We start from the raw sequence: 12,682 nt of genomic DNA, 5'->3' as shown, positions 1-12,682 counted from the left end.
CTAGTCTACTCTATTCTGTAATGGAGCTATTTTTAGCGCTTCGACCACTTCCTCCAGCTTCATGCCTCGGGAGGCCTTAAACAAGACAACATCTCTGGATTGGAGATTCTCCAGTAGATATCGGGTCAATTCTTCCTTGCTCTCAAAAGTGTGTACGGCTTCTGCTGGCATGTTTTGTCTTGCTCCTTCTGCGATACTCGCAGATAAAGGGCCATAAGCCAGCACCATATTCATTTTGTCGGGTGTAATATATTCACCGATTCCCCGATGGAGCTCATGCTCCTGAGGCCCCAGTTCTAGCATATCACCGAGCACGGCAACTTTGATCCGATACCCCTTAAGGCCCTCCAGCACATCCACAGCGGCTTTCATGGAGGTTGGACTAGCGTTGTAAGCATCATTGAGCATGGTCAAACCACTGACCCCGTTAATAATCTCGATGCGCATGCCGGTTAATTTCAGACGTGACAGTCCTGCTACAATCTGTTCAGCAGCCACTCCAAAATGACGGGCAACCGCTAATGCAGCAAGACAGTTGACCACATTATGTGTTCCCAATAATGGCAGTGTAAGAGCATCCTCTCCAGACTGCTTGGTTGTAAACGCAACCCCACTCTGTGCATTCATAATTCCAGTAGGATAATCATCGTTATCCGTCTGCAAGCCAAATGTATACCGTTGAAGTCCTTCAGGCAGCTTAGTCGCTGGCTCCGCCAGAACCTGCTCAATCAACGGTTCGTCGCCGTTGTATATCAGCAATCCACCTGGTTTCATGCCAGCAGCAATTTCAACTTTTGCCCGAGCAATCTCCAATCGAGATCCCAGTTGAAGTAGATGGGATTCACCAATATTCGTGATGATTGCGACATCCGGCTGGGCAATTAAAGATAATTCTTCAATCTCTCCTCGGCCACTCATACCCATCTCCAGAATTACGATCTCAGTGTCTGGTTCCATGCTAAGTACGGTAAGCGGCAAACCAATATGATTATTGAAATTGCCTTGGGTCTTATGCACTTTGAACGTGGTAGACAGAATGGCATCCACAATGTCCTTTGTTGTTGTTTTACCATTGCTGCCTGTAATGCCTACAACGGAGGCCTTGTTTTCTTTTAAATAGGAGGACGCAAGCTCCTGCAATGCAACCAGGGTATCCTCCACAATAATCACAGCACCTTGAGGTGCAGTTCCGTGATCCTTTTGCCATAAAGTTCCGGCAGCGCCCTTCTCTACACAGGTTTGCACAAATTCATGTCCGTCAAACCTTTCGCCAACAAGCGGGATAAAGAGACTGCCTTGAACGGGCTTACGCGAATCTGTAAATACACCTTCAACACCAACATCACCATAAGCAGCAATGTCAGTTAGTGTTCCTCCACACATCTCGGCCAATTGTGCCAATGTTCTTTTTATCAATTGGATTTGCCCCTTATCGCTTCTTTCGCTATGATCCGATCGTCAAAGTCCGTCTTGGTTGTGCCGATGATTTGATAGGTCTCATGCCCCTTGCCCGCAATCAATACTACATCGGCAGGGCTTGCCATTTCAATAGCTTCATGAATCGCCTGGCGCCGATCCACAATCATCGTATAACGGTCAGGTTGAATGGCATCTTCAATCAAGCCCTGTTCAATATCCTTGAGAATCAGATCGGGATCTTCTGTCCGCGGATTGTCGGAAGTAACAAATACGATATCGCTATACTTCGCAGCAATTTTACCCATTAGAGGCCGCTTCGTACGATCTCGGTCACCACCACATCCAAATACGCAGATCACACGGCCTTCAGCAAATTCCTTCACCGTCCGCAATACGTTCTCCAGGCCATCTGGGGTATGAGCATAGTCAACAATGACTGCAAACGGCTGTCCTTCGTCAACAGCCTCAACACGTCCATCTACGCCAGGTACCGTCTCCAAACTACGTTTGATCTCCTCCAGCGGAATGTCTTCAACCAGAGCAGCAGCGATGGCAGCCATTGCGTTGTACACATTGAATTTGCCTACCATCCGTAAACGAATATCAGTGCTGCCTCTGAATGTGTCTACATGGAAAGAAGTCCCCTGCGAGGTAATTGAAATCTGGGATGCGCGTACATCCGCATTTTCCTCCATGCCGTATGTAATGACTTCAGCTGCCGTTACAGATATAAAATAAGCTGCTGCGGGATCATCTGCGTTGATCACTGCAAATTTGCGCTTGGAAGCATCTGCGGTATATCCGTTACCCAACCGTGCAAAGAACAGTCCTTTCGCTCCGCGATATTCTTCCATGGAATGATGGTAATCCAGATGATCCTGCGTCAAATTGGTAAATACAGCCGTACGAAATTCCGTCCCCTTCACCCGACCTTGCTCCAAAGCGTGGGATGAAACTTCCATAACACAACAGTCCGTGCCTGCTTGAACCATATCATTCAGACTGCGCTGTAGATCAAGTGCTTCCGGTGTAGTACCTGACATCGGGTATGTGCGCCCGTCATAGCGCATTTGAATGGTCCCGATTAATCCTGTTTTTTGACCAAAGTCACTCATGATTTTTTCAATTAAATAGGTAGTCGTTGTTTTTCCGTTGGTTCCCGTTACACCAATCATATTCATCTTACGGCTTGGCGAGTCAAAAAAGGAATCTGCCAGTACAGCCATGGCGAAACGGCTGTCTTTTACCAGCAACTGCGGAACAGGAAGATCCAGCTCTCGTTCCACAACCAGAGCGACAGCTCCAGCGTTTACAGCCTTCTCAGCATAGTTATGTCCGTCAACCGTATGTCCTGGAAGACAGATAAACAGATCTCCCGGTTGTACCTGGCGAGAATCTGTCTGTAGGTTTTGACATTCTGTATTTGGTTCGCCAATGACACGGGCGGTTGTTAGCATTGATGAAAGTTGTTTTAAAAGCACATGAATAACCTCACTTTTTCCAAGTTTACTTCAATTTCAACAGTTCTCTGTAATCATTAATATCGTAAACACAGCCAATTAATGAAACGCAACTCAGTGCATTTTGTTGCGGTGGGGATCAAGAGCCCCATCAGGGCTCTTGTCCTTCCTCCTTGGTATGATCATGAATATCATTCAGAACATCACCCATATAGATTCGTATAGTAGAACCCTGATCAACCCGTGCTCCTGGCTTTGGAGCCTGGTTAATGACATATTTCCCACTGCCGGATTTGGCCAGCATAAAGTTCATATTCAGATCCTCATACAGGTCTTCGACCGTAGCTCCTGTCAGATCGGGAACCGTCACGATTTTGGTTTCTCCATACTTGTATTCTTTGGCTACCTGATCCTTCCGAACCGGAACATTCATATAATGCAGCGCATCCTCCAGAATGTTCTGTACGATCGGTGCGGCAACCACGCCGCCGAACTGAATCCCTTTCGGGTTATCCACCGCAGTATACACAACAATCTGCGGATCATCCGCTGGAGCAAAACCGATAAAGGATACAATATGCTCGGTAGAGGAGTAACGTCCATTGATTACCTTCTGGGCCGTACCCGTTTTTCCGCCAACCCGGTATCCATCAATAAACGCCGGACGCCCCGTACCCTTGGCAACGACACTCTCAAGTGCTTCACGTACTTGCTTGGACGTATCTTCCGAGATGACTTGACGAACCAGTTCCGGTTTGGCCTCTTCCATCACTTCACCCGTTTCGGGATGAACCCAAGCCTTTGTAACATATGGCTTGTATAGTTTACCACCATTAATAGCTGCTGACACAGCCGCTACTTGCTGAATCGGCGTAACGGATACCCCTTGACCAAAAGCAGTGGTCGCAAGCTCCACAGGACCGACCCGTGACAGTTTGAACAGAATCCCGCTGGCCTCACCACTCAGATCGATGCCTGTTTTGGTGCCAAAACCGAAGTCTTTAATATAGGAGAATAATGATTCTTTGCCCAGCCTCTGACCCAGTGCAACAAATCCAGGGTTGCAGGAGTTCTCCACGACTTGGAGGAAGGTCTGACTTCCATGACCGCCCTTTTTCCAGCACCGCAGGCGAGCGCCTCCAACTTCAACAAATCCGGGATCATAGAACTGATCCTGCGTCAGATTTACTTTTTTCTCTTCAAGTGCTGCTGCGAGCGTAATAATTTTAAACGTTGAACCCGGTTCGTACGTCATCCAGATCGGTAAATTCCGGTTGTATACATCGGCCGGATATTGCTGATAATCGGCTGGTTCGTATCCGGGTCTACTGGCCATGCCAAGGATTTCACCCGTCTTAGGGTTCATGGCAATAGCAAGCGCCGAGTTGGCCTGGAACTTGACCATAGCCTGATCCAGCTCGCGTTCCATGATGGACTGAATCGATTTATCAATAGTCAGCTTCAGGTTCAGACCATCCTTTGGTTCCACATACTTCTCAGATGAGCCCGGCATAAGCCTTCCGGCCGCATCGGACAAGTAGGACACACTGCCATTCAAACCGTTCAGCTTATCATCATACTTTTTCTCTACACCCGTTAAGCCCTGATTATCAATACCCGTAAAACCAAGAATATGAGCCGCCAGATCATCATAAGGATAAAAGCGTTTATTATCCTCAGCAACAACGATACCCGGAAGCTTCAAATCACGGATGTGCTGAGCTTTCTCCATCGTAATTTTGCGGCCACCGGGTTGTAGTCGTACAATTAGTTCTCTTTTCTTGATGGTTGCCAGCACTTTCTCTTCGGTCATCCCCAGCAAAGGAGCCAGTGCTCTTGCTGTTGTCTCCGCTTCCTTGACCTGGGCAGGAATCGCCATAATGGTTGGTGTGGTTATATTGTAGGCGAGAGAGGTTCCATTTCGATCCAGGATCTCTCCCCGTTTGGCTGAATAAGGAATATTCCGCCGCCAAGACTCTTCCGCTTTCGCAGAGAGTTCCGGTCCTTTCCCTAACTGTACATAAGCAAGCCTGATTACCAAGGCTGAGAATAACAGAACTAAAATCACTAAACTCCATAACAACCTACGCCGCAGATTTACGCTTGACCCCTTCACGAAAAGATCCCCCCACTCGTCCCAAAATCATGATTGTGTTCAATTCATGAATATTCAGGACAACCGGGGGTTAGAACAAGCTGTCTGTGATCTCTATGGAAGCGAAGCCCCGTCCGAAGTGTTACCAGACGATTTTGTCTCATTTGAAGGTGGATTTGTAGTATCCGTTTTGCCCGTTTCTTCGGTGTTCCCCGTTCCATCAGCTGCTCCCTGATTGTTAGTCTCGTCCCCTAATGCTGGATCAGAAGACTCAGGAGCTTCATCTGCTATACCGGTAACTGCCGCTTTGGCCGTCTGCAGCACAAGCTCAACCGTTCTCTGTTCGCCTGCCACCTGCTCCGTTTGCTTCACCACATATCCTTCACCTTTAACGGTTACGCCCACTTTCATGAGGGAGAGCACTTCAAGTGCATCTCGTAGAGATTCGCCAGTCAGATCAGGGATCTTCATTTTGCTGCTCTCTTCGGTCAAAAGGTAGATTCGTTGGCCAGGATTCATGGCTGCACCCGCCACAGGATACTGGCGAATGACATTTTCACCCTGACCAAGCGTCTCATAGGCAATTCCTGCGTTCAAAAGTTGGCTTCTAGCCTGTTTGGCTGTCTTACCTGACAGATCAGGAGCTTTAGCTTGAACGACCGGCGTTGTTTTTGACTTTTTGTCAGTGGTCTTTACTGTATCTTTGGGAACTCCCATGTATTGAAGGGTCTGGCTCACAATCTTCTTGAATACCGGAGCAGCTGCAGTACCGCCGCCAATATTGGCACCGTCAGGCTGGTCAATCACAATTAACATCGCGATTTTGGGATTATTTACAGGTGCAAATCCGATAAACGAAACAACGTCTTTGGATTTACTGTATGTCCCATTCACAACTTTTCTTGCCGTACCCGTTTTACCAGCCACACGGTATCCTTCGATATAAGCATTGCGCCCTGTACCAATCGTTTGGTCGGCTACAACCTGTTCCAGATACCCACTCACCAGTTTGGAAGATTCCTTGGAAATGACCTGACGAACGACCTTCGGCTTGATTACTTCTGATGTACCGTCATTCGGGTTAATAATTTCCTTTACCAGATGCGGTTCCATAAGTTTGCCGCCGTTGGCAATGGCCGAAATGGCTGCTACCTGCTGGATTGGCGTTACCTGTACGAGACCATGACCATATGCTGCTGTGGCAATTTCCGATTTATAAACCAGCGGCTTGATTGGTGAAGCCGATTCACTCGGCAGATCAATGCCCGTCTTTTTACCAAAACCGAATTGGTCTATGTAATGACGCAAACGTTCACCGCCAAGCATGTTATAGCCCAGATTAACGAACGCAATGTTACTTGAACGTTTGACACCTTCCAAGTAGGAAATCCGGCCATAGGCGTGACCGTTATCACTGATTGGGTAGCCACCGATATAGACTCGCTTGGATTCAAACGTAGCATTCGGATCAAACAGCTTCTCTTCAACCGCACCCGCCAGAGTAACAATTTTAAAAGTAGACCCTGGTTCATAGATGGATTGTATCGCATGATTGATAAAATTCTTCTGATCCGGCGTTTCCGCATACGTATTAGGATTAAAGGTCGGCCAATTGGCCATTCCTAAGATTTCCATCGTGTTAGGATCTGCTGCAATGACAGTCATGCTCAGTGGATTGTACTGGGCTACCGCTTCTTTCATTGCATCTTCGATGTAGTACTGAATTGTATCATCAATCGTCAGTTTCAAGTTACTTCCATTCTGCGGTGGAAGGTAGTTGTCCTGGGAATCAGGCAGCTTGTACCCTTTGGCATCCTTCTGATAGTTCAGATAACCATCTGTACCTGTAAGCTGTTCATCATACGAGACCTCAAGTCCGTTAACCGCTTTGCCATCACGGCTCATGTATCCCAGCAGATGAGAGGCGAGCGTTTCTTCTGGATAAAATCGCTTCGACTCCTGTGTCATGACAATCGCGTTTTTAGCCTTGTAGTCATCCTGAAGTTTTTCGCGAAATTCGTCTACTTTAGCAGCGAGTTCAGGGCTAATTTTATACCCTTCACTGCGCACTTCACGTTGTTGAAAGAATGTCCCATCTTTCTTTTTGGCTGTTACAAGTGCGCGCATTTCACTCTCGCTTTTACCCAATAAACTAGATAATTTGTTAATAACCACATCTTCAATCCCAAGTTTATTAATCATCTCCGGGTTTACAGATACCGTGTAAGCAGGTGCATCTGTGGCCAGGATGTTACCATTGCGGTCTGTGATTGTCCCGCGACTGGCCTTGATGGTTTGTTCACGTTCGACCAAACCAGCTGCTCGCTCCTGCCAAATACCGCCATTAACAACCTGAATAAAGAATATGCGGGTTATTAATACAAGAAAAAAGAGGGTAATACATCCCCCTATAAGCAGCGTGCGCATCTTTATTCTTTTTACCATCGGTACACCTCTTTTGCTTCAGCACTTTGTATGGATTGATACAAAATGTTCTACTTATTTGCTGTATCCGAGGACGATTCAGTACCTGTCGAGTTCGTTGCACTTGTTGAGCGAGGTACAAAAATGACATCCTTACCGGAAGCCTCAACATAACCAAGTTTGCGAGCATTCTCGATGACCAGATTGTTCAGTTTTTCTTTCTCCACTTGCAGATCTGCAATCGTTTTCTCTGCGTCTCTCACATCAGACAACGTCGTCTGTGCCTGCTTATTCAGATCATAGATGTGAGCGTAACGTGACATCATTACACCACCCACAACAATGACTGCAACCAGAGTAATCAGATACAAAAATTTCTCGCGTGCCGGAAGACCGGTACGACGGGTCACCACTTTGGTAGTTTCCTTGTACCGTTGCTGGGCCACACGTTCTTGGGACGCTTTTTCTTTCACTGCCAGATTACCACGTGTATATGCCATACTCCGACTCTCTCCTCCGCTCTTGATTTACAGTTTCTCGGCTACGCGCAGCTTCGCTGAACGAGCACGGGAGTTTTCGGCCAGTTCCGTTTCCGTTGGAATCAGCGGCTTTCTGTTCACTAAACGCATGGTACCCTTACCGCCGCAAACACACAACGGAAAATCGGGAGGGCATGTACATTTCTCCAGATAACTGCTAAAAATCTGTTTGCAAATTCGGTCCTCAAGTGAGTGAAAAGTAATAACAGATACACGTCCGCCTGGTGCCAAGCACCGAACGGCCTGATGTAACGCTTCTTCGAACGCGCCCAGCTCATCATTAACCGCAATTCGCAATGCCTGGAAGCTGCGTTTTGCAGGATGTCCTCCGGTACGACGAGCCGCCGCCGGAATCCCTTCTTTGATCAATTCCACCAGTTCGCCAGTAGTCTCAATTGTGGACTGCTTTCTTTTTTCAACAATGACACGAGCAATTCGTCTAGAGAATTTCTCTTCACCATAGCGATACAAAATGCGGGCAATCTCCTCTTCCGGCCATTCGTTAACAATCTCTTTGGCGGTAAGGGATGCGTCCTGATCCATACGCATATCCAACGGAGCATCGTGATTGTAGCTAAATCCACGTTCTCCTTCGTCAAATTGCGGCGATGATACCCCCAAATCGTACAAAATGCCATCTACCTGTGGCACGCCATCTTTCATCGGTACATCCAGTTCTTTCAGTACCTGTTCGAGATCACGGAAATTGGTTTTCACCAATGTAATCCGCTCTCCATATGGAGCCAATTTTTCACGCGCGTTATCCAAAGCCCAATCATCCTGATCCAGTGCGATCAGACGTCCCCCTGGACCGAGCTTGGATGCAATCACGGAGCTATGTCCGCCACCGCCTAAAGTGCAGTCCACGTATATACCGTCCTGCTTGATGTTTAATCCCTCTGTTGCCTCTTCTTTGAGTACGGTTATGTGGTGAAACAACCTGCACCCCTCCTGACTTTATAGATCAAAATTAAAATCGACCAGCTTTTCGGCAATGTCGTTGAATGCTTCTTCGGATTGATTGAAATAACTCTCCCATATGCCTTTGCTCCAAATCTCCACCCGGTTCGACACGCCAAGAACAACGCAATCCTTGTCCAGCTTGGCATACTCTCTAAGATTGCCCGGCAAATTTACCCTGCCCTGTTTGTCCAATTCACATTCGGTGGCACCCGAGAAAAAAAACCGGGTAAACGCACGTGCATCGGATTTCATCAACGGCAGTGCTTTGAGCTTCTGTTCCATGACCCCCCACTCCTCCATGGGGTACACGAAAAGACACTGGTCCAAACCCCGTGTGACAACGAAAGACGGTCCCAGAGATTCGCGGAATTTAGCCGGAATAATAACCCGACCCTTGTCATCAATGCTATGTTGGAACTCCCCCATAAACATTGGCCCACTCACTCCTCACCCGTTTCTCCCACTTTGCCCCACTTTCCACCACCTAAGCATAATAGATTCGCACAAAAAAATCAAAACCCTTCTTACGGGCTTTACTTTTTTTTAATTTCCAACCGCAAAAAAACGTCTTTGATCCTGTCACTCAGGATCAAAGACGTTTCCCGTTTACGGGCAATCGCACGTACACCCGCATATGAGCCATATCATTAATAAACCATTTTAAACCCTTTGAAGCACTTAATCAGCTTGTAATTAATGGATGCCTCTTAGAATTTCCAGCTGTCCAGATATTTTTCCTGCTCGGCGGACAAAGAGTCGATGGCAATATTCAAGCTTTCTAGTTTGTAACTGGCAACCTGTTGGTCAATGTCATAAGGTACATTAACAACGGTTTTACCCAGTTCCGCATAGTTCTCGCTCACATAACGCAGACCCAGCGCTTGCAATGCAAACGTTGTATCCATAATCTCAGCAGGGTGTCCATCGGCTGCACCCAGGTTTACGAGGCGTCCTTCAGCCAGCAAATACATCTTACGGCCATCTTTGAAGCGATATTCTTCAATGTTGCGGCGTACGGTACGAATCGAATCGGAACGTTTAGCAAGTTCAGGTTTGTTTACTTCCACGTCAAAGTGACCCGCATTGCTAAGAATTGCTCCATCCTTCATCACATCGTAATGCTCTCCAGTAATCACATCTTTATTGCCGGTAACAGCGATGAAGAAATCACCCAATTTTGCAGCTTCTACCATCGTCATGACACGGAATCCGTCCATATGTGCTTCTACGGCTTTAATAGGATCAATTTCAGTTACGATGACATTTGCTCCGAGCCCTTTGGCACGCATCGCTACACCTTTACCACACCATCCATAACCCACTACAACTACGTTCTTTCCTGCAACGACCAGATTAGTTGTACGGATGATACCATCGAATGCAGACTGACCTGTACCGTAACGGTTATCAAACAAGTATTTGCAATAAGCGTCATTGACTGCAACCATTGGGAAACGCAATTGTCCTTCTTTCGCCAAAGCTTTCAAACGAATGATGCCCGTTGTCGTTTCCTCTGCTCCACCACGAATGGTGGCAGCTAGGTCAGGACGTTCAGATGCAATGATAGTGGCAAAGTCTCCACCGTCATCAATGATCAGATCAGGTTTCACTTCAAGTGCACGAAGTTGCAGTTCTTTGAACTCAACAGGGTCCGGATTATGTTTGGCATACACAGTAACGCCGTCTTCCACCAGAGCAGCACAAACATCGTCCTGTGTTGACAATGGGTTGCTGTGTGTAATCGTCACTTCTGCACCACCAGCTTGAATGACTTTCGCCAGGTAAGCTGTTTTGGCCTCAAGGTGAAGGCAAATGGCTACTTTCAAACCTTTAAACGGAAGATCCTGTTCAAATTGGCGACGAATGCGGTTTAACACCGGCATATGTGCTTCTACCCAATCAATTTTCAGATGACCTTCCGAAGCGAGTCCCATATCCTTAACGATACTGTTTTGCAATGCAGGGGTAGTCATTCCTCATCCTCCTCGATTATCTATTCCTTCTATTATAAAACGGCACTACAATGTGATCACTTGGTGTTGTCCACGGAATTCGTTCTGACTTTCAATCAGTTGTCCGATCCACTCGGTTCCATAACGGTTCAGGTAAAAGAGTACGTTATGTACTCGTTCCTGTGGTTTGTTCATGGGAAAGAGTGAGTTTTGCATCCCGTTCCAGTGTCTTAGACTCACATTGTGTTTATCTTTGATGGCTTTGTGGGTCTGCTGTTGCAGATATTGCATCTGTTCGCTGATCTTACCTACATTGGTATCTCCAATTCGGTCCAGACCAGGATGGATCTCTGTGATCTGATCAAGTAATGGACGATATAGATCGGCAAATGCTTGCTGAACGCGCTCGAATTGTTCATCGACCTGGAAGGTCTCCTGCTGTGCCAGCCATTGTTCCTTCTTATCTTCCATATGATATTGAACGTCCTGGAAAGAAAGACCGTACTGCTTCATATGTTTGTGATGAACATCTTCCAAAATGGTAAAGGACAGACGTGGAAGCAAGATAGGCATCTGCAGCCCAAACCGGCCAAACGCTTCACGTGTCAATCCCCAGTACGCGATCTCACCTTGACCTAAGATAACAGCCGCTACAGGTAAAATGGAATCTTGCATCAATGGCCGGGTCAATACATTGTTGCTAAACCGCTCGGGATGTTCAGCCAGTTCCTGAAGCAGTCGCTCTTCTGTAAATGAAACCAGACCTTTACGGTCGCTGTACAAGCCGTCTTTCAACATCAGAAGCAACCGTGCCCCTTCATGTATGTAAAACAGATTGGCCCCATCTTCCGCGACTTCAGCTGGCATGGCATATCCGGCTTGTTCCAATGCGGAGGCACCTTGTGCATATGCTTGGCGTAATGTCCCATTTTCACGAATCAAACGCTCAAATACAGGCTGCTCAAGCCTGCGCAAGTCTGGATCTGCAGCATCCATCAGAATAAGTCCACTGCTGCCAAACAATGCTGAGATTAACCGAGCAAACGCATCACTCAGATTCGAACTCGACTGATGAATTTCCGTAACCAGCTTCATCAAACCAGGTTTGTGCACCGTATCCGGTAACAGATGCTCCACCTGCTTCAGCACGGTCATCCATTGTTCTGTTTCCACATGGACATAACTCACAGAATCCCTGCCTGCAAACCGCCCTTGTAACTTGATCTTCGTCATGTCACCGTTGGCGTCAGGCAAGTATGTGTGGTTCACTTCATCCCAGTCATGGTCTTCGCCTGCAATCCAAAAAACGGGAACGACCGGCCGTTGTAGCCTGTTCTCCGCTTCCCGCGCAGCTGCAACTACACTTGCTGCTTTATAAATTACAAACAACGGACCTGTAAGCAGGCCGCTTTGCTGTCCCCCCGTAACAACCAACGCTTCTTGTTCCGCGAGACGTGTGATGGATTCATGGACTGCACCATGATCGTTCACACGTTTATTATATATACGTAGATACTCTGCCAGATGTTGACGAGGAATACGTGTGTTCTCCGATTGGTCTAGCCACTCGGCACGCGTATGAAGCCCCGATTCCCAGCGAATGTCATATTGGTAAAGGCCACGCGCAGCATCCCTTGAACAGACATAGTCTTCTGCAAGTCGCGTTCCGCTGCGGAGTGCCTCGGTAATACCTTTCATGAGGTCTGCCTCCTATTCTGCTTCAAAGAGCCTTTCTTGATTGTACCGAATGAGAGCCCTCTTCGTCAAAAGAAAGTGCATCAAAAAATAAAAAACCGCCGAACAAAGTCGGCGGTTTGATATTCATGGATA

Annotated in this window: 9 protein-coding genes; all 9 read right to left on the bottom strand. The window is 47.2% G+C overall.

Annotation, left to right across the window (positions count from 1 at the left end; translation table 11 throughout):
* Entirely contained in the window at positions 1-1,413 is a 1,413-nt protein-coding gene (gene murF, locus BLV50_RS21830) for a UDP-N-acetylmuramoyl-tripeptide--D-alanyl-D-alanine ligase (protein ID WP_090810046.1), read from the bottom strand.
* Positions 1,413-2,900 carry a UDP-N-acetylmuramoyl-L-alanyl-D-glutamate--2,6-diaminopimelate ligase gene (locus BLV50_RS21825; RefSeq protein WP_090809944.1) on the bottom strand — a complete coding sequence of 496 codons (1,488 nt, stop codon included), beginning with the start codon at positions 2,898-2,900 and terminating at the stop codon, positions 1,413-1,415. The genes murF and BLV50_RS21825 overlap by 1 nt, the downstream gene beginning before the upstream one ends.
* A 130-nt stretch (positions 2,901-3,030) precedes the next feature.
* Positions 3,031-4,995, bottom strand: coding sequence for a stage V sporulation protein D (locus BLV50_RS21820; RefSeq protein ID WP_053781224.1), 1,965 nt, complete (start codon positions 4,993-4,995; stop codon positions 3,031-3,033).
* A gap of 93 nt (positions 4,996-5,088) precedes the next feature.
* Entirely contained in the window at positions 5,089-7,419 is a 2,331-nt protein-coding gene (locus BLV50_RS21815) for a penicillin-binding transpeptidase domain-containing protein (protein ID WP_090809942.1), read from the bottom strand.
* A gap of 50 nt (positions 7,420-7,469) precedes the next feature.
* Positions 7,470-7,898, bottom strand: a complete 429-nt coding sequence (locus BLV50_RS21810) for a hypothetical protein (protein ID WP_063566991.1) — start codon at positions 7,896-7,898, stop codon at positions 7,470-7,472.
* Positions 7,899-7,925: 27 nt separating this feature from the next.
* Positions 7,926-8,876 (bottom strand): 16S rRNA (cytosine(1402)-N(4))-methyltransferase RsmH, encoded by a 951-nt coding sequence (gene rsmH, locus BLV50_RS21805; protein ID WP_064636430.1) that lies wholly within the window; start codon positions 8,874-8,876, stop codon positions 7,926-7,928.
* A gap of 18 nt (positions 8,877-8,894) precedes the next feature.
* Complete coding sequence (mraZ, locus tag BLV50_RS21800) at positions 8,895-9,332, bottom strand: division/cell wall cluster transcriptional repressor MraZ (RefSeq protein WP_017687291.1); 438 nt, start codon at positions 9,330-9,332, stop codon at positions 8,895-8,897.
* Positions 9,333-9,607: 275 nt separating this feature from the next.
* Complete coding sequence (locus BLV50_RS21795; protein WP_063566994.1) at positions 9,608-10,873, bottom strand: adenosylhomocysteinase; 1,266 nt, start codon at positions 10,871-10,873, stop codon at positions 9,608-9,610.
* Positions 10,874-10,918: 45 nt separating this feature from the next.
* A complete protein-coding gene (gene bshC / locus BLV50_RS21790) occupies positions 10,919-12,550 on the bottom strand; it encodes a bacillithiol biosynthesis cysteine-adding enzyme BshC (RefSeq protein ID WP_064636428.1) in 1,632 nt (543 codons plus the stop codon).
* Positions 12,551-12,682 lie beyond the last annotated feature (132 nt).

The sequence above is a fragment of the Paenibacillus sp. 276b genome (genome assembly GCF_900107875.1).
Taxonomy (GTDB): Bacteria; Bacillota; Bacilli; order Paenibacillales; family Paenibacillaceae; genus Paenibacillus; species Paenibacillus marchantiae.
The sequence above is the reverse complement of the archived record's forward strand: the minus strand, read 5'-3'. Positions and strand labels throughout refer to the sequence as shown.

Excerpts from the sequence above, each read along its gene's own strand:
- bshC (WP_064636428.1), bottom strand. The coding sequence starts at position 12,550 with ATGAAAGGTATTACCGAGGCACTCCGCAGCGGAACGCGACTTGCAGAA.
- mraZ (WP_017687291.1), bottom strand. The coding sequence starts at position 9,332 with ATGTTTATGGGGGAGTTCCAACATAGCATTGATGACAAGGGTCGGGTT.
- BLV50_RS21815 (WP_090809942.1), bottom strand. The coding sequence starts at position 7,419 with ATGGTAAAAAGAATAAAGATGCGCACGCTGCTTATAGGGGGATGTATT.
- BLV50_RS21810 (WP_063566991.1), bottom strand. The coding sequence starts at position 7,898 with ATGGCATATACACGTGGTAATCTGGCAGTGAAAGAAAAAGCGTCCCAA.
- BLV50_RS21795 (WP_063566994.1), bottom strand. The coding sequence starts at position 10,873 with ATGACTACCCCTGCATTGCAAAACAGTATCGTTAAGGATATGGGACTC.